Origin of the sequence: Streptomyces sp. NPDC018833 (assembly GCF_044390825.1) — a bacterium.
In the GTDB taxonomy this organism is placed as follows: domain Bacteria; phylum Actinomycetota; class Actinomycetes; order Streptomycetales; family Streptomycetaceae; genus Streptomyces.
Window position 1 is genome coordinate 1 of sequence record NZ_JBIRZM010000020.1, and the last position, 17765, is coordinate 17765.

Annotated in this window: 18 protein-coding genes; 7 read left to right on the top strand and 11 right to left on the bottom strand. The window is 71.8% G+C overall.

Annotated elements, in window-relative coordinates:
* The first annotated feature begins 440 nt into the window (after positions 1-440).
* Both eat and ACH5AF_RS30320 read left to right on the top strand, forming a co-directional pair.
* Positions 441-1907 (top strand): ethanolamine permease, encoded by a 1467-nt coding sequence (gene eat, locus ACH5AF_RS30315; protein WP_398906062.1) that lies wholly within the window; start codon positions 441-443, stop codon positions 1905-1907.
* Between the two features lie 5 nt (positions 1908-1912).
* Complete coding sequence (locus ACH5AF_RS30320; protein WP_398906227.1) at positions 1913-2608, top strand: gamma-glutamyl-gamma-aminobutyrate hydrolase family protein; 696 nt, start codon at positions 1913-1915, stop codon at positions 2606-2608.
* 246 nt (positions 2609-2854) lie between these two features.
* On the opposite strand, the gene ACH5AF_RS30325 is transcribed toward ACH5AF_RS30320, so the two are convergent.
* Positions 2855-3781, bottom strand: coding sequence for a LysR family transcriptional regulator (locus tag ACH5AF_RS30325; protein ID WP_398906064.1), 927 nt, complete (start codon positions 3779-3781; stop codon positions 2855-2857).
* A gap of 70 nt (positions 3782-3851) precedes the next feature.
* Between ACH5AF_RS30325 and ACH5AF_RS30330 the strand changes: the two genes are divergently transcribed.
* Positions 3852-4982, top strand: a complete 1131-nt coding sequence (locus ACH5AF_RS30330) for a TDT family transporter (RefSeq protein ID WP_398906065.1) — start codon at positions 3852-3854, stop codon at positions 4980-4982.
* Here ACH5AF_RS30330 and ACH5AF_RS30335 read toward each other — a convergent pair.
* Entirely contained in the window at positions 4933-5667 is a 735-nt protein-coding gene (locus ACH5AF_RS30335) for a helical backbone metal receptor (RefSeq protein ID WP_398906066.1), read from the bottom strand. The genes ACH5AF_RS30330 and ACH5AF_RS30335 overlap by 50 nt on opposite strands.
* Positions 5668-5671: 4 nt before the next feature.
* Entirely contained in the window at positions 5672-6265 is a 594-nt protein-coding gene (locus tag ACH5AF_RS30340) for a helix-turn-helix domain-containing protein (protein ID WP_398906068.1), read from the bottom strand.
* Positions 6266-6549: 284 nt separating this feature from the next.
* On the opposite strand from ACH5AF_RS30340, the gene ACH5AF_RS30345 reads away from it, so the two are divergent.
* From ACH5AF_RS30345 to ACH5AF_RS30360, 4 genes are all read left to right on the top strand, one after another.
* Positions 6550-7455, top strand: coding sequence for a 5'-3' exonuclease H3TH domain-containing protein (locus ACH5AF_RS30345; protein WP_398906229.1), 906 nt, complete (start codon positions 6550-6552; stop codon positions 7453-7455).
* Positions 7456-7549: 94 nt separating this feature from the next.
* Positions 7550-8392 (top strand): siderophore-interacting protein, encoded by an 843-nt coding sequence (locus tag ACH5AF_RS30350; RefSeq protein ID WP_398906070.1) that lies wholly within the window; start codon positions 7550-7552, stop codon positions 8390-8392.
* A 205-nt stretch (positions 8393-8597) separates the two neighbouring features.
* Entirely contained in the window at positions 8598-9560 is a 963-nt protein-coding gene (locus tag ACH5AF_RS30355; protein WP_398906071.1) for an ADP-ribosylglycohydrolase family protein, read from the top strand.
* 90 nt (positions 9561-9650) lie between these two features.
* The gene (locus ACH5AF_RS30360; protein ID WP_398906073.1) at positions 9651-10046 is read left to right on the top strand and encodes a nuclear transport factor 2 family protein; all 396 of its coding nucleotides are present in this window, start codon (positions 9651-9653) and stop codon (positions 10044-10046) included.
* A 105-nt stretch (positions 10047-10151) separates the two neighbouring features.
* On the opposite strand, the gene ACH5AF_RS30365 is transcribed toward ACH5AF_RS30360, so the two are convergent.
* From ACH5AF_RS30365 to ACH5AF_RS30400, 8 genes are all read right to left on the bottom strand, one after another.
* A complete protein-coding gene (locus ACH5AF_RS30365) occupies positions 10152-12983 on the bottom strand; it encodes a DEAD/DEAH box helicase (protein WP_398906231.1) in 2832 nt (943 codons plus the stop codon).
* Positions 12984-13142: 159 nt separating this feature from the next.
* The gene (tatC, locus tag ACH5AF_RS30370) at positions 13143-14096 is read right to left on the bottom strand and encodes a twin-arginine translocase subunit TatC (protein WP_398906075.1); all 954 of its coding nucleotides are present in this window, start codon (positions 14094-14096) and stop codon (positions 13143-13145) included.
* 48 nt (positions 14097-14144) lie between these two features.
* Entirely contained in the window at positions 14145-14432 is a 288-nt protein-coding gene (gene tatA / locus ACH5AF_RS30375; protein ID WP_215182897.1) for a Sec-independent protein translocase subunit TatA, read from the bottom strand.
* A 337-nt stretch (positions 14433-14769) separates the two neighbouring features.
* A complete protein-coding gene (locus ACH5AF_RS30380) occupies positions 14770-14967 on the bottom strand; it encodes a hypothetical protein (protein WP_398906077.1) in 198 nt (65 codons plus the stop codon).
* Between the two features lie 9 nt (positions 14968-14976).
* Entirely contained in the window at positions 14977-15231 is a 255-nt protein-coding gene (locus tag ACH5AF_RS30385) for a hypothetical protein (RefSeq protein ID WP_398906079.1), read from the bottom strand.
* A complete protein-coding gene (locus tag ACH5AF_RS30390; protein ID WP_398906080.1) occupies positions 15228-16226 on the bottom strand; it encodes a helix-turn-helix transcriptional regulator in 999 nt (332 codons plus the stop codon). The genes ACH5AF_RS30385 and ACH5AF_RS30390 overlap by 4 nt, the downstream gene beginning before the upstream one ends.
* Positions 16227-16240: 14 nt before the next feature.
* Complete coding sequence (locus ACH5AF_RS30395) at positions 16241-17197, bottom strand: helix-turn-helix transcriptional regulator (RefSeq protein ID WP_398906082.1); 957 nt, start codon at positions 17195-17197, stop codon at positions 16241-16243.
* A gap of 160 nt (positions 17198-17357) precedes the next feature.
* Positions 17358-17732, bottom strand: coding sequence for an FKBP-type peptidyl-prolyl cis-trans isomerase (locus ACH5AF_RS30400; RefSeq protein WP_215182888.1), 375 nt, complete (start codon positions 17730-17732; stop codon positions 17358-17360).
* Positions 17733-17765 lie beyond the last annotated feature (33 nt).

Genomic DNA, 17765 nt, shown 5'->3' on the forward strand with positions numbered 1-17765 from the left:
GGGTAATCCCCACCGCCGGCCGCCACGGCGCGAGATGCGGTGAGTCCTTCAGCAGGTCGTCGGTCTTCACATAGAGTGCGGTGGCGAGGGAGTCCCACTCTGTCTTCACACACTGACGTTGGGCTCCCTCACCTCATGCGCGCAGCCGATCCCTTGGAATCGATCATCTAGGGGGACGGCGACCGGGAGCGACGTACGTCCGGTCCGCAAGGCCGTCGAGCGCGGCGGCGGTGCCGGTAGGCGTCTCCGTATTGCGCGACGGCGGGCCGGCACGCGACCCACGGTTGCGTACCGGCGGGCCGGCAGGCGACCCCGGTTTGCCCGACGGCAGGGCCGATCCGTGACCCCCGGCTTTGCACAGAGGGCTTGCGCTGCCGCCCCAGTGCCGCAAAGGTGTCCGCACAAACCTTTGACCTGAGCACCTGAGCCAGGAGCGACCCATGGCTGAAGGCACCACCTCGCGCACCCCGTCCCCCGCGTCCTCCCCGGCCGAGCCCGTGGGGGACGCCTATCTGAACCGCCGCGCCTTGCGCAGGGGCAGCGCCGGCTGGCTGCTCCTGACCGGTCTCGGCGTCGCGTACGTCGTCTCCGGCGACTTCTCCGGCTGGAACATCGGCCTGTCGAAGGGCGGCTTCGGCGGACTGGCCGTCGCCACCCTGCTGATGGGCGCGATGTACGCCTGCCTGGTCTTCGCGCTCGCCGAGCTGTCCGCGATCCTGCCGACGGCGGGCGGCGGTTACGGGTTCGCCCGGCGCGCCCTCGGCACCTGGGGCGGTTTCCTCACCGGCACGGCGATCCTCATCGAGTACATCCTCGCGCCCGCCGCGATCTCGATCTTCATCGGCGACTACGTCGAATCCCTCGGCCTGTTCGGCCTGGAGTCCGGCTGGCCGGTCTATCTCGCCTGCTTCGCGATCTTCATCGGCATCCACCTGTGGGGCGTCGGAGAGGCGCTGCGCTTCAGCCTGGTGGTGACGGCCATCGCCGTCGCCGCGCTGCTGATCTTCGCCGTCGGCGCGTTCACGGACTTCCACGCGGGCGGTCTGAACGACATCCCCGTCGACAAGGAGGCCTTCGGCGCGAACTCCTGGCTGCCCTTCGGTCTGCTCGGCATCTGGGCCGCGTTCCCGTTCGGCATGTGGTTCTTCCTCGGCGTCGAGGGTGTGCCCCTCGCGGCGGAGGAGGCCAAGGACCCGGTGCGCTCGATGCCGCGGGCGCTGGCGATCTCCATGGCCATCCTGGTCCTGCTCGCGGTGGTGACGTTCTTCGCCTCGACCGGCGCGCGCGGCTCGGCGGCCATCCAGGAGGCCGGGAACCCGCTGGTCGTGGCGCTCCAGGGGGACGGCGACCCGACGCCGCTCAGCCGCTTCGTCAACTACGCCGGCCTCGCCGGTCTCGTCGCCTCCTTCTTCTCGCTGATCTACGCGGGCTCCCGGCAGCTCTTCGCCCTGTCCCGGGCCGGATATCTGCCGCGCTTTCTGTCGCTGACCAGCCGGCGCAAGTCCCCCTACCTGGGGCTGCTGATCCCGGGCGCTATCGGCTTCGCGCTGGCGGCGGGGACGGGGAACGGCGCGCGGATGCTGAACATCGCGGTCTTCGGCGCGACGATCAGCTACGCGCTGATGGCGCTGTCGCACATCGTGCTGCGCCGTCGCGAGCCCGGACTCCCGCGCCCCTACCGGACCCCCGGCGGTGTCGTCACCTCGTCCGTCGCGTTCGTGCTGGCGCTGTCCGCGCTGGTCGCGACGTTCCTGGTGGACAAGGATGCTGCCTTCACGGCGCTCGCCGTCTACGCCGTGGCTCTTGCGTACTTCGCCTTCTACAGTCGGCATCGGCTGGTGGCGCGGGCACCCGAGGAGGAGTTCGCCGCGCTGGCGGCGGCCGAGGCGGAACTCGAACGGAAGTGAACGACGTGCACGTGTCCAAGCCGCTCATCGGCGTCAGCACCTACCTGGAGGCGTCCGCGCGGTGGGGGGTGTGGGACCTGCCCGCCGCGCTGCTGCCGGCCGCCTATCCACGGCTGGTCCAGGCTGCCGGCGGCCTCGCCGCGATGTTGCCCCCGGACGACCCGGCGGTCGCGGGATCGGTCGTCGCCCGCCTCGACGGCCTGGTCGTCGCGGGCGGCCCGGATGTCGCCCCGGAGCGGTACGGCGCCGATCGCTCGCCCCGCACCGGCCCCCCGGCCCCCGAGCGCGACGCGTGGGAACTGGCCCTGATCCGGGCGGCGCTGGCGGCCGGGACGCCACTGCTGGGCATCTGCCGCGGCATGCAACTGCTGAACGTGGCACTCGGCGGGACGCTGGCCCAGCACCTGGACGACCACACCGGGTCGGGAGGTGCGGTGGGCGTGTTCGGCGAGCACGCGGTGAAGCCGGTGCCCGGAACGCTGTACGCGGAGATCGTGCCGGAGGAGTCGTCGGTCCCGACGTACCACCACCAGGCGGTGGACCGTCTCGGCGAGGGCCTCGTCCCGTGCGCGTACGCGGAGGACGGCACGGTGGAGGCCGTGGAGAGGCCGGGGGAGGCGTGGGTGCTGGGTGTCCAGTGGCACCCGGAGATGGGCACGGACGTGCGGGTGATGGCGGGGCTGGTGGGGGCGGCGGGGTAACGCTGCGCGGACCGTTCGCCTACCCGCCCCTTCCCGAAACCGGGGCAAGCCCCGGACCCCGTACCGCGCTTTGCGCGGTGTCCGGGGTCGCCGGACGGGCTGAAATCAGCCCCGCCGGGCGTAAGGGCGGCGCCCCGAATCACCGCGCGAAGCGCGGGTACCGGTCCGGGCGTACGGGTGCGGGCGAAGCCCGGTCACGGGAAGGAGGGTGGGGAAACGGCCCAGCGCAGCGGACCCGCCCCGCCCCTACCGCGACGCTCGCGTCAACGACAGCAGATCGCGGGCCGGGCCGGCCGGGCGTTGGCCGTGGGGCCAGACCGCGCGGAGGTCGCGGTCCAGGCGGACGCCCTCCACCGGGATGCGGACCAGGCGGTGCGACGCCAGTTCCTCGGTCACCGCCAGTTCGCTCAGGACCGCCGGACCCGCCCCGCTGACCGCCGCCGCCTTCACCGCAGTCGTCGAGGCCAGCTCCAGCAGCGGGTCGGCCAGGCCGCCGTAGCGGGACAGCGCGGAGTCGAGCACCTGTCGTGTACCGGAGCCGCGTTCGCGCAGGACGAGCGGGGACGCGGCCAGCTCGGCGGGAGTGAGCGGCGCCCGGCGGCGGCGCGCCCACGCGTGGGCGGGGGCGGCGACCACGAACAGGCGGTCGTGGCCGATGACCGCCCCGTCCAGCCCTTCCGGGACGGCCAGGCCCTCCACGAAGCCCAGGTCCGCCTCCCCCGTGAGCAACCGGTCCGCGACCGCCGCCGAGTTCCCGGCGAGCAGCGAGACGGCCGTGCCGGGGCGATCGGCGCGCAGGGCGATCAGCCAGCCCGGCAGGAGGTATTCGGCGATCGTCATGCTGGCGGCCACTCTCAGCCGGGAGTCACGACGACCGCGCAGCGCCTGTGCCCCGGCGTCGAACGCTTCGGCCGCCTCCACGACCCGCCGCGCCCAGTCGGTGACGAGCGCCCCTGCCGCGGTGAGCTTGGATCCGCGCGGGGACCGGTCTACGAGAGCCACGCCCAGCTGGCGCTCCATGGAACGGACACGGCTGCTGGCCGCGGGCTGGGTGATGCCGAGCTCTCGAGCGGCCCGCCCCAAGCTCCCGTGCCGGGCGACGGCGAGCAGGAGTTCGAGCGCCCCCAGGTCGGGCACGCGATGGGCGAGCGGCACACGTTCCTCGTCACTCATAAGACCAGCTTATGGGGTGATAGGGGCAAGGTGTCTGGCGGGGGCTTCTCGCGGCCGCGAAGGTGACGTCATGGTCACCGTCGCCCAGGCCCGCAGCCTCCTCTTCGGCGCACCCCGCCGTTCTCTCGCGGTCAGGCTGCCGTCCGTACGGGACCTCGGCCCGAACTGGTACGCCGCGGTGATGGGGACCGCGATCGTCGGCACGGCGGGCGACGCGCTGCCGGTGCGTGTGCCGGGACTGCACACCGCCTGTGCCGCGGTGTGGACCCTGTCCGCCGTGCTCCTGTGGGTGCTGCTCGCGGCCCGTGCCGCGCACTGGATCCACCACCGCGACCGGGCGCGCGCCCATCTGCTGGACCCGGCCGTCGCACCGTTCTACGGCTGCCTGTCGATGGCGCTGCTCGCGGTCGGCGTGGGCGCGCTGAGCGCGGGACGGGACGTGATCGGCGCCCACGTGGCCGTGATCGTCGCAGGAGTCCTGTTCGCGGCGGGCACGGCGGTGGGACTGGTGGTGGCCGTGGCGGTGCCGTACCTGATGGTCGTACGCCACCGGGTGACCCCGGGCACCGCCTCGCCCGTGTGGCTGCTGCCGGTAGTCGCGCCGATGGTCTCCGCGTCGTTCGGCCCACTGCTGGTGCCGCATCTGCCCGCCGGCCAGTCACGGGAGGCGCTGCTGCTGGCGAGCTACGCGATGTTCGGGATCAGCCTGCTGGCGACCCTGCTGATCCTGCCCGTCGTCTTCGCCCGGCTCGTGCACCACGGCCCCCTGCCCCTCGCGCTGACGCCGGCCCTGTTCCTCGTCCTCGGCCCGCTCGGCCAGTCGACGACCGCGGTCAACAAGCTGGCGGACGTGGCCCCCGTCGCGATCGACGCGCCGTACGCGCACGGCCTCGGCGCGCTCGCCGTCGTCTACGGCGTGCCGGTGATGGGTTTCGCGCTGCTGTGGCTGACGCTCGCCGGTGCGATGGTGGTGCGCGCCGCCCGTGCCGGGCTGCCGTTCACGATGAGCTGGTGGGCCTTCACCTTCCCGGTCGGGACCTGTGTGACGGGGGCGCAGACGCTGGCGGGGCACACGGGCCTGGTGGCGTACGAGTGGCTGGCGATCGGCCTGTACGCCCTCCTCGCCGCGGCCTGGGTGGCGGCCGGCGCCCTCACCGTCCGTGGGGTGCTGCGCGGAGAGCTGCTGACAGCGCGGCGATGAGCACCCGCGGCGCGTCGACGAGGGACGGCCCGTACCAGGTCAGCGCCCGACCGTCGACGAGAGCGGCGGGCAGGCCGGCAAAGGATTCGGGGCCGTCGTCCGGGCCGAAGGCGTACGGCTCGTCGGGCAGGACGACCAGGTCCGCGCCGGTCTCCCGCAGCGCGTCGAGCGCGATCCGCGGATAGCGCTCGGCGTGTCCGCCGTAGACGTTGACGACCCCGAGCCGGGCGAGCAGGTCGCCTGCGAAGGTGTCGCGGCCGAGGACCATCCAGGGCCTGCGCCAGATCGGAACGAAGGCGCGGGCCGCGGCGAGGGGCACGACCGCCGACCAGGCCGCGCGGGCGTCGTCGAGCCAGCGCGGCCGCGCGAGCCCGCAGCCCTCGACGAGGACCCGTTCCAGCTCGCTCAGCGCCTGGTCCAGGCCGCGCACCTCGGTGACCATCACATCGAAGCCCGCCGCCCGCAGGGCCGCGAGATCGGGTTCCCGGTTCTCCTCCTCGTTGGCTATCACGAGGTCGGGCCGCAGTGCCGCGACGGCCGCCACGTCGGGGTTCTTGGTGCCGCCGACGCGCACGACGTCCAGCCCGGCGGGGTGGCTGCACCAGTCGGTGGCGCCGACCAGCAGTCCGGGCGCGGTCGCGGCGACGGCCTCGGTCAGCGAGGGAACGAGCGAGACCACGCGCACGAGGTCAGCCCCGCGGGTCGTTGTGCGCCGCGATGTGGTCCGAGACCGCGACGACCAGGATGCGGGTGTCGGCGGTGGTGGCCCGCCAGCGGTGCCGTACGCCGCCGGAGAGGAAGAGCGAGTCGCCCCGGCCGAGCCGGTGGGCACGGCCTTCGGCCTCCACCTCGACGGCGCCCTCCGCCACGTACAGCAGCTCGTCGTTGCGGTGCTGGAACTCGCCCTCGGTCTCCCGCTCACCGCTGTACTCCGTGGCGTGCAACTGGTGGCGGCCGCGGACCAGGGAGCGGACTCCGGCCGGTGGGGTACCGGGGTGGGCGCTGTCACCGGCGCGCATGAGGTCGATGGTGCGCGCCGAATCGGAGGCGGCCAGCAGCGTCTCGGCCGTGGTGTCGAGGGCGTCGGCGACGCGCTGGAGGGAACGGAGGCTGGGGCGGGCGCGCTCGTTCTCGATCTGGCTGAGGAAAGGCACGGACAGGCCGCTGCGGCCCGCGACAGCGGCCAGGGTGAGACGCAGGGCCCGCCGCCGTTTGCGCACGGCCGCGCCCACCCGGAGAGGCTCTTCCCTCTCCTTGGTGTCCTTCGCGTCCTTCGCATCCATTGGTCGGGCTCCCCTCCCCTGGGTCCTGTATCACCTTACGCAGCATCCGCCCCTTCGTACTCGTCGAGCGCTGGAGTAGCGGGATCACACCGGTCACGGCCGAAAGGCGTGGGTCGGCGCCAGGGCCGACGGTGGCCGGCTCGGCGGGGACCCCTTCGCGGCGCGGCAACGCAGGCCCCACCGGCCAACGCGAGGTGACCCGCGTCATGAGACGGGGGGCCTCACGGGTGCGGCGGTCGCTGTCGTTGGGGTGCGGCATCATCGTCGGTGTGACCCGACGCCTGATGCTCCTCGACACCGCCTCCCTGTACTTCCGCGCCTATTACGGGGTCCCCGACTCGGTCCGGGCTCCCGACGGCACCCCGGTCAACGCGGTGCGCGGGCTGCTGGACTTCATCGCACGCCTCGTGCAGGACCACCGCCCCGACGACCTGGTCGCCTGCTGGGACGACGACTGGCGGCCGCAGTGGCGGGTGGACCTCATCCCGTCGTACAAGGCGCACCGCGTGGCCGAGGAGCAGGAGCAGGGCCCGGACGTCGAGGAGACTCCGGACACCCTCGATCCGCAGGTGCCGGTGATCCAGGAGGTGCTCGCCGCCGTCGGTATCGCACGCGTCGGCGCCGAGGGTTACGAGGCGGACGACGTGATCGGCACCCTGACCGCGCGGGCCACCGGCCCGGTCGACATCGTCACCGGCGACCGGGACCTGTTCCAGCTGATCGACGACGCGCGCGAGCGGCGGGTGCTCTATCCGCTGAAGGGCGTCGGGACGCTGCAGGTGACGGACGAGGCGTGGCTGCGCGAGAAGTACGGCGTGGACGGTCCCGGCTATGCCGACCTCGCGACGCTGCGCGGCGATCCGAGTGACGGGCTGCCGGGGGTGCCGGGCATCGGCGAGAAGACGGCGGCGAAGCTGCTCGACGCGTACGGCGACCTGGCCGGGATCATGGCGGCGATCGACGACCGTACGTCGAAGCTGACTCCCTCTCAGCGCAAGCGCCTGGACGAGGCCAGGCCGTATCTCGCCGTGGCGCCGAAGGTCGTCAAGGTCGCGTCCGATGTGCCGCTGCCCGTGTTCGACGCCTCCCTGCCGAGCGCGCCGCGCGACCCGGGCGCGCTGAAGGAGCTGGCGGGGCGCTGGGGGCTCGGCGGAGCGGTGGTGCGGCTGCTGGCGGCGCTGGAGCGCTGAGGGGTCCCTGCCCACGGTCCTCGGCACCTGAAGGTGTTAGCTTAGGCAAGCCTAAGCACCAAGGTTTCAGGTTCCAAGCTCCAGGGAGAGCACCGTGGCAGAGCGACCGGCCCGCAAGGCACCGAAGGTCCACGAGGCGAAGGTCGTGCGCACCGAGCGACTCACGCCGCACATGGTGCGCGTGGTGCTCGGCCTCGACGCGTCGGACTCGTTCGGGATCGGCGAGTCCACCGACCAGTATGTGAAGTTGCTCTTCCCGGTGCCGGGCGTGCGCTACCCGGAGCCGTTCGACATGGAGCGGATCCGCGAGGAGTTCCCCCGCGAGCAGTGGCCCTCGAACCGTACGTACACGGTGCGGCACTGGGACGCCGTGCACGGCGAGCTGACGATCGACTTCGTCGTCCATGGCGACGAGGGCCTCGCCGGACCGTGGGCGGCGCGCGCCCACGTCGGTGAGACGGTGCGCTTCCTGGGCCCGGGCGGTGGTTATGCCCCCGCGCCCACGGCTGACTGGCATCTGCTGGCGGGCGACGAGAGCGCGCTCCCGGCGATCGCCGCGACGCTGGAGCAGATGCCGGCCGGTGCGGTGGTGCACGCCTTCGTGGAGGTGGCCGGTCCGGAGGAGGAGCAGAAGGTCCTCACGCCCGACGGTGTGGAGATCACATGGCTGCACCGCGGCGACCGCCCGCAGGGAGAGGCGCTGGTGACCGCGGTGGCGGCGCTCGACTTCCCGGCGGGCGAGGTCTGCGCGTTCGTCCACGGCGAGGCGGGCTGCGTGAAGGAACTGCGCCGCCTGCTGCGCGTGGAACGCGGGCTGCCGCGCGAGCAGTTGTCGATCTCGGGCTACTGGCGCCTGGGCAAGTCGGACGAGGCATGGCGCGCGATCAAGCGCGAATGGAACGAGCAGGTGGAACGGGAGCAGGAGCCGTCGGCGTAGATACGGGAGTGGGTGACGCAGGTCGGGCCAGGCCACGTCCGGGTGCCCACTGCCTCGGCGGGAGCCGGTCCGGCTTCGGCTGGTCCTGGTCTCCTCGGGGACGTACGCCGCCATCTCGCCATGGTGACCTGGCACGGCAAGAGGCTCGTGGCATGACCGGTGACAAGGCGGCGTGTCTGGAGAACTGCCCTCCTATGCTGGCGCGATGGAGCAGACCCCCGCCCCCACACGTGTGGACCGCGCCGTCGGCGCCGTCGTCGGCTCGGCCGTAGGCGACGCCCTGGGCGCGCCCTTCGAGTTCGGTGAACGAGGCGTCTTCCGCTCGCACTTCGGGGAGGGCCCGGGCGAGATGTGCGGGGGTGGCGGATGGGACCCGGGCGAGGCGACGGACGACACACACATGGCCGTGCTCGTCGGGGAGTCGCTGCTGAAGCACGGCCGAGTCGACGGGGCGGACCTCTTCGCACGGTTCCGGACCTGGGCCGCGGGCGACCCCAAGGACATCGGGCTCCAGACGGAGCAGGTCCTCACCAGCGGCGACCCGTGGGACACCGCGGCGGCGCTGCACTTCCAGATGACGGGGCGGGCCGCGGGCAACGGTTCGCTGATGCGGGCCTCGACGTCCGCGGTCTTCTTCGCCCGCGCGGGCCGTGCGGCGACCATGGCCGCCGCACGCGAGCTCGCGGCGCTCACCCACGGGGACCGTGCCGCCTGGGAGGGCACCGCCGTGCTGCACGAGTTGATCCGCGTGGCCCTGGACGGCATGGACCCCCTGGCCGCGGTGCCCGACGCGCTCGCTCAGGTGCACCCCGGTCACCGCGCCCGATGGGCCACGGTGCTGGCCCCCCACTGGCACCCGCAGGAGGCAACGGAGTTCAACGGCGCGGTGTGGCCATGCCTCGGCTCGGCGCTGTGGGCCCTGCGCACGACGCCCTCGTTCGAGGCATCGCTGACCGCCGCGATCGATCTCGGCGGCGACACCGACACGGTTGCGGCGGTGACCGGCGCACTGGCCGGGGCCGTCTACGGAATCGACGCCGTGCCCGAGCGCTGGACGCAGGCGCTGCACGTACCGCTTCCGGGCTTCGGGGACCGGGTGCTGCGGTCGGCCGACCTCACCGAGCTGGCGTGCGCGCTGGCCGCAGCGGGCCCTTCGCCGCAGCCGTGAGCTGCCGATCCACGGTCCGTGGACAGCTTTTCGGGCCCGACGGATGATGGAACGAAAGGGAATCCATCGGGACGAAAGGCGTGTATCCGAATGTCCGAGCACCCCGATTGCGCCCTGGTCCGCCGGGGTTACGTAGCGTTCACCGAAGGCGACATGGAGACATTGAGCTCCCTCATGACGGCCGACGCCGTCTACCACGTGCCCGGCGACAACCCGCTTTCCGGCCATCACAAGGGACGCGACGCCATTCTCGACGTGTTCCGCCGCATGGGCGAGGAGACCGGCGGAACGATGCAGGTTCAGCTGGAGGCCGTGCTCGCCGACGGGCGCGGGCACGTGATGTCCTTCCACACGACCAGGGCGGACCGCGGCGACCGTGGTATCGAGATTCGCCAAGGCCTGTTCTTCACGATCGTCGGCGGCAAGGTCACCGACATGGACGAGTGCACCGAGGACATCGACGAGATGAACTCCTTCTGGAGCTGACCGGCGGCGCGACCGCCCCGGCCGGGGCCGTTCCGCGTCACATCGGACGCAGACGTGACCGCGCCGCCTCTGCCCGACCGGGCGGAGGCGGCGCGGCGTCCGGTCTCACCCGACGGAGCTGTAGGCCACGACGCCCCTCAGCAGCGCGTCGACCGCCTTGCGGGCGTTCTTCGCGACGGTGCTGTCCTCGCGGGGCGCCGCCGCCGCGATCTGGCCGAGCACATCGATGACCTGCTTGCACCAGCGCACGAAGTCGCCCGCGGGCATCTCCGCCTCGCGCAGCACCTCGTCGAGCCCCTTGTCCGAGGCCCACTGGTACGCGGCCCAGGCGAAACCGAGGTCCGGCTCGCGCTGCCCGACCCCTTCCGCCTGGTTGATCTTGAACTCCTCCTCCAGGGCGTCCAGCCGACCCCAGATGCGGACCATTTCGGCCAGCGCGGTCTTCGCACGCCCCGTGGGCACCTTGGGCGCCACGGCGTCGTCGGCCTGCCGTGCCTCGTAGACCAAGGCCGAGACGCACGCGGCCAGTTCGGCCGGGTTGAGCCCTTCCCACACCCGGTCGCGCAGGCATTCGCTCGCCAGCAGGTCCAGCTCCCCGTAGAGCCGGGCGAGGCGCTGGCCGTGCTCCGTGACCTCGTTGCCCCGCAGGTAGTCCATCTCGGTCAGCAGGGCGACGATCCGGTCGAAGGTCCGCGCGATCGTGTTGGTGCGGCCCTCGATCCGGCGCTCCAGCTGACGGGTGTCGCGCTTCAGGCGGTGATAGCGCTCGGCCCAGCGGGCGTGGTCCTCGCGGTCGTCGCAGCCGTGGCAGGGGTGCGCGCGCAACTCGGCGCGCAGACGGGCTATCTGACGGTCGTCCGACGCGGGCGACCGCTCCTTGCGGCGCCGGTCGGGCACGATGTGACCGGCCTTGGTGCGCAGAGCGGAGGCCAGATCGCGCCGGGACTGCGGGGAGCGGGCGTTGAACGACCTCGGGATGCGCATCCGCTCCAACGCCTCTACGGGCACCGGGAAATCTATGGACGCCAGCCGTTTGACCTGGCGCTCCGCGGTGAGCACCAGCGGGCGCGGTCCGTCGTGGTACTCGAAGCCGCCGCGGTGGCCGTTGGTCCGGCCGGCGGGCAGCCCCGGGTCCAGCACCAGTGCCAGACCGGCGAACTTGCCGGTCGGGACGTGGATGACGTCTCCGGGCTTGAGCTTCTCCAGCGAGGCGGCCGCGGCGGCCCTGCGCTGTGCGGTGCCCTGCTTGGCCAGCTCCGTCTCACGGTCCTTCAACTCGCGGCGCAGCTGCGCGTACTCCTCGAAGTCGCCGAGGTGGCAGGTCATGCCCTCCAGGTACCCCTGCAGGCCCTCCTCGTTGCGCTGGACCTGGCGCGAGACGCCGACGACGGAGCGGTCCGCCTGGAACTGCGCGAACGATGTCTCCAGCAGCTCGCGCGAGCGGTGCCGGCCGAACTGGTGCACAAGATTGACCGCCATGTTGTACGACGGTTTGAAGCTGGAGCGCAGCGGATAGGTGCGGGTGCCGGCCAGTCCGGCGAGCGCCTCCGGGTCCATGGCCCGCTGCCACAGGACGACGGCGTGCCCCTCCACGTCGATGCCGCGGCGGCCTGCCCGGCCGGTCAACTGCGTGTACTCACCGGGGGTGATGTCCGCGTGCTGCTCGCCGTTCCACTTGACGAGCTTCTCCAACACCACGGAGCGGGCGGGCATGTTGATGCCGAGCGCCAGCGTCTCGGTGGCGAACACGGCCTTGACCAGGCCCCGGACGAAGAGCTCCTCCACGACCTCCTTGAAGGTCGGCAGCATGCCCGCGTGGTGGGCGGCGATGCCGCGCTCCAGCCCTTCCAGCCACTCGTAGTAGCCGAGGACGTGCAGGTCCTCGGTGGGGATGGCGGCGGTGCGCTCCTCCACGATCTCGCGCACCTTGGCGCGTGCCTCGTCGTCGTTGAGCCTGAGGCCGGCGTAGAGGCACTGCTGCACGGCGGCCTCACAGGCCGCACGGCTGAAGATGAACGTGATGGCGGGCAGCAGTCCTTCGGCGTCCAGCCGGTCGATGACCTCGGGCCTGCCCGGGGTCCAGATACGGCTGCGCTGGCGCCGCTCGCGCTCCCGGTCGGCCTCGCGCACCATCTTTCCCCGGCGCCGGTCGCGCGGGTTGTACGTGCGCTGGTTCTCCATGCGGGCCAGCCGCACCAGGTCGGGGTTGACCTCGCGCCGGGTCCGGCCTCGACCACCATGGTCTGTGCCCTCTTCGAAGAGGTCGTACATCCGGCGGCCTGCCATGACGTGCTGCCACAGCGGGACGGGCCGCTCCTCGGAGACGATCACCTCGGTGTCACCGCGCACGGTGTCCAGCCAGTCGCCGAACTCCTCCGCATTCGACACGGTCGCGGACAGTGACACGAGCGTGACCGACTCGGGGAGGTGAATGATCACTTCCTCCCACACGGCACCACGGAAGCGGTCGGAGAGGTAGTGCACCTCGTCCATGACCACGTAGCCGAGGCCTATGAGCGACTGGGAGCCCGCGTACAGCATGTTCCTCAGCACCTCGGTGGTCATCACGACCACGGGCGCCTCGGAGTTAACACTGTTGTCCCCGGTCAGGAGGCCGACCTTCGCCGCGCCGTACCGCCTGACCAGGTCCGTGTACTTCTGGTTGGACAGCGCCTTGATGGGCGTGGTGTAGAAGCACTTGCGGCCCTGCGCGAGGGCCAGGTGGACGGCGAACTCGCCCACGATGGTCTTGCCCGAGCCGGTGGGCGCGGCGACGAGCACGCCCTTGCCCGCCTCCAGAGCCTGGCATGCCTCGATCTGGAACGGATCGAGGTCGAAGTCGTACAACGCGCGGAAGGGGGCCAGTGCGGTGGCCTCCTCAGCAGCGCGGACGCGTGCGGCGGCATAGCGCTCGGCGGGAGAGAGATCCTCGGTCATCTTGCTCATGAGCCTACCCGCCCCCTCTGACAGTGAGCGGATCTTTATGTGACGGCCGCACCGACTCGTGCGCTTACCCTCGACGGGCGGCGCTTGCACACGAAGAAGGGGCCGAAGATTCCTCTTCGGCCCCTCACCAAACGTGTCGGCGACCGTGCGTCAGGTGATGTCGTCGTATCCGTTGAGCCGGTTCGACCGGCCACCGTCGACGTCGCCGGTGGCCTGCTCGGGCAGCGCCCTGAAGGCGGAGACGGCCTCGACCTCCCCGAGGTCCGAGGGCGTCAGGTCGAGCTCGGAGGCCTCGTCGTCGTCGAGCTCGGCATCCGGGTCGTTACGGCGCCTGCGGCGGTCGTTGAGCAGCGAGAAGCCGACGGCGAGGAAGTAGAGCAGGATGATCGGCCCGGACAGCGCCACCATGCCGAGCGGGTCGGTGGAGGGGGTGGCGATCGCGCCGAAGACGAAAATGCCCATGACGGCGCCCCGCCACCAGCCGAGCATCCGCCGGCCGGTCACCATGCCGGTCAGGTTCAGCATGATCAGCAGGAGCGGCAACTCGAAGGAGAAGCCGAAGATCAGCACCATCCGGACGGTGAAGTCCAGGATCTTGTCGACGCTCAGCAGGTTCTCCGCCGGGGCCGGGGTGATGGAGAGCAGGACCTTCATGCTCACCGGCATGATCAGGTACGCGAAGTACACGCCCAGGGCGAACAGCGGCGCCGCGGCGGCGGCGAAGTAGTAGCTGTACTTCTTCTCGCTCCTGTGCAGACCCGGTGCGACGAAGGCCCACAGCTGGTAGAGCCAGATCGGGCACGAGGCGACGATGCCGGCCATCAGAACCACCTTGACCGTCGTCGTGAACGGCGACAGCAGGTCGGTGTAGACGATGGTGGCGCACACCCCGCCCTTCTTCGGGCCGTCCTTCCCGCACTCCGGCACGGGCGAGGTGAGGAAGTCCATCAACTCCTGGCTGTAGACCACCGCGACGGCCGAGGCGATGACGATCGCCAGCATGGCCTTGGCGAGCCTGTTTCGGAGCTCACGCAGATGGTCCGCGAGTGGCATCCGCCCCTCGGGGTCCTTCTCCTTCTGTTTCGAGCGGGCAGACTTGAGCAACCCACGTCCTCATCTCGTGCGGCAGGCCACGGTCGGTGTGGCCTTCGATCAGCGCTGGGGGGTGTCGGTGGGCTCGGTCACAGGGCGAGCGCTGGTCACATCGCCGGGCGCGGCCTGGATGGTGCGGGGCGCCGCCTGGCCCTGTGCCGGGTCCTTCGGCTCCGCGGGCGCCGCCGTCGGCTGGCCCTCGGACTTCATCGCCTTGGCCTCGCTCTTGAGGATGCGGGCGGACTTGCCCAGCGAACGCGCCATGTCGGGGAGCTTCTTGGCCCCGAACAGAAGGAGGATGAGAAGCGCGATGATGATGATCTCGGTGGGGCCGATCTGTCGGAACATAACTGTGTCTACCTTCTCACCGAGGCGGCTTGGGGCTCTAGGCTGCGGCTCGCGCCGGACCGACGTCCGAAACGACCGGCAGCGATCGTAACTCGGGCGGGTAAACGCACGGCAATCCCTGTGCGTACACCCGTCAGCGGTCGGCGCCTCATCTCCGGTGCCGCCATCAGCAGCGTACCGCCAGGATCAGCGCCGCAGCAGGGTGCGTCGTGACCTCCGCCGGCCGCCTCACGCGACCGTCGATCACCGTCCGGCGGGCCGGAGAAGCCTCTTCTTCCCGGTCCGCTCCGGGGACGCGCTCAGGGCAGCGTCTTCCCGGTCCGCTCCGGGGACGCGCTCAGGGCAGCGTCTTCCCGGTCCGCGCCAGGGACGTCGCCGCCCGCTCCAGGTCCTCGGCCGCCCGGTCGATGCGCTGAGCGGTGCGGGCGACCTCGCGGCCCAGGCGCTGGGCCTCGATGAAGACCTTGATGCCGAGGACGCCGAGGACGGCGATACCGAGGAAACCGAGGGCGACGGCGAGCATGGGCCAGAACATGCGAGGAGCCTACGCGGTGGTGTGCAGGCGCAGGGTGCGCACGCCGCCGCCGGTCAGCAGCTCCACGATGCGCTCCCCGGCCGGCTTGCGGACGGCCGAGCCGCACTCGGGGCAGGTGAACGAGTAGAAGGTGGTCCGGCGGCTGCCGCCGATCGCCAGACGCAGCGCCCCCGCGGTCAGCTCGAAGCGCGCCCGGCAGTCGGGGCAGGCCGCCTTGAAGAGCACCGGCCCGACGGGGGCGGGGATCTGGGGGATCACCGTCATGGAATGCGTACTCCTTCGTCCCGTCCGGCGTCCTCGCCGTCGTAGGCGGCGAGCGCGTCCTGCGCCGCCGTCCGCGCGCTGGTGGCGAGCTCCGGCGGCGAGACGATGCGCCCGTCGCGGCCCAGGCGCAGCGCGAGCCTGCGCAGGGAAGCGGGGGCCGGGGTGCGCAGGGTGATGCGCAGCCCGCCGTCGGGTAGCTCCTCCGCGCTGTCGTGCGGGTAGTACTCGGCGACCCAGCGTCCGCCGGGGCCCACCTCGACGATCACCTCGGGGTCGCCGGCGGAGGGCTGCACCAGTCCTTCGGAGAGGTCGCGCAGTTCGATCTCGGGCGGGGCGGCCGGGGCGTCGAGCAGCCGGATCTCCGCGACCCGGTCGAGGCGGAAGGTGCGGCGCGCCTCGGAGAGCCGGCACCAGGCCTCCATGTAGGTGTGGCCGACGGCGAAGAGGCGGATGGGGTCGACCTCGCGCTCGGTGAGCTCGTCGCGCGCGGGTGAGTAGTAGCGCAACCACAGACGGCGGCGCTCGGAGATGGCCCGGTCGACGTCGGCGAAGACACCGCCCTCGGACTCGAACGTCACCGACAGCCGGGAGCTGGCTCCGGCGGCCTCGCCCGCGGCGGCCTCCAGCTTCGCCGTGGCCCGCAGCAGAGCGTCCCGGTCTCCCTCGCGCAGGCCGGGCAGGGTCGCGACGGCCCTGGCCGCCACCAGCAGCGCCGTCGCCTCGTCGGCGGCGAGACGCAGCGGCTCGGCAGTGGACTCGCCGGAGGCGTCCGGGTTGCGCCACCAGATGCGCTCGCCGTCGGTGTCGATGTCCAGCAGGTCGCCGCCGCGGAAGCTGGTCCCGCACATGGGCAGGACGTCGAGGTCGGAGATGAGCTCGTCCTCGGTGATGCCGAAGGCGCGGGCGACGTCCGCGATACGCGCGCCGGGGCGCTCGCGCAGATACGTCACCAGCGACAGCATGCGCCGGGTCTGGTCGATGGCGTTGGCTGCCATGGTCCGCATCTCCCTCAGCCCTTGGCCACGGCACGCAGCCGGTCGACCACGTCGGCCCGCAGGTCGGCGGGCTCCAGCACGACGACGTCCGGGCCGAACTCGACGAGCCAGGCGTCCAGTCCGTGCCCGTACGGAATATCCAACTCGTCCCAGCCGCCGACGAGTTCCCGTACGGCCGTGGCCCGTGAACGCAGCGGGTAGCCGCAGCCCGAGCGCAGCCGGATCAGGGCGGAGCGGGTCGCGGTCTCCCCCGCCCAGCTCTCCACGGTCTCCCGCACGGTGACGACATCGGGCACCGGCACCGTGAACGAGCCCGCGCGCGAGCGGACCTTGCCGGTGATACGGGACAGCCGGAAGACGCGCTCCGCCCCGCGCCCGCGGTCGTATCCGGCCAGGTACCAGTGACCGCGCCAGCATTCCAGCGCCCAGGGCTCGACATGCCGCTGCTCGGGGTGCGCGGAGTTCGCCTTGCGGTAGTCGAAGACGACGGGGCGGCGGTCGCGGCAGGCCAGCATCAGCGGCTCGAAGGCGGACTCGTGGACGGGGATGCGGGGTTCGAGGGCGCTGTGGTGCGCCTCGTAGGCGTCCTCGGTCTCGGGCATGCCGGCGGCGCGCAGCTTCTGCAGGGCGCCGCTGGCGGCGCCGGCGAGGCGGGCCTGCTGCCACACCTTGGCGGCCAGGCCCAGGGCGGCGGCCTCCTCGGCGTCGAGGGTGATCGGCGGGAGACGGTTGCTGTCGCGGCGGGCGAGGTAGCCGATGTCGCCGTCGAGGGACTCCACCGTCTCGATGACCAAGCCGAGTTCACGCAGATCGTCCTTGTCGCGCTCGAACATCCGGTTGAAGGAGTCGTCGGAGCCGGCCTCCAGGTACGCCTCGATGGACCCGCGCAGCTCCCGCTTGCTGAGCGGGCGCCGGGTCCCGAGCAGACACAGCGCGAGATTCATCAGCCGCTCGGCCTTGGCAATGGCCATCGACGCCCTTCACCTCTTTTCTCGAAGTCCCTTACGCCCGTCGACCGTACCGCCCCGGGGTGTCGGGACAAAAGCGAGGGCCCGTGCCTCTCAGCCCCTGGACGGCGTCCAGGGGAGGCACGGGCCCTCGTCACGCTGTGCAGCGCTCCGCGACACTCCGTCAGGCGGAGACCAGGTCGCAGACGAAGATCAGCGTCTCGCCGGGGGCGATACGGCCGCCACCGGCACCGCGGTCGCCGTAGGCCAGGTGCGCGGGGATGGTCAGCTGGCGCCGGCCACCGACCTTCATGCCCTGCACGCCCTTGTCCCAGCCCTGGATGACCTGGCCGGCGCCGAGCTGGAACTGCAGCGGGGTGCCGCGGTTCCACGAGGCGTCGAACTCCTCGCCCGTGGAGAAGGCCACGCCCACGTAGTGGACGGAGACGGTGTCGCCCGCCTTGGCCTCCGGGCCGTCGCCCTCCCAGATGTCCTTGATCTCAAGGTCGGCCGGCGGCTCGCCGCCCGGGAAGTCGATCTCGGGCTTCTCGATGCTCACGGATGTCGCTCCTTGCGTTCTTTCGTGCGAGTC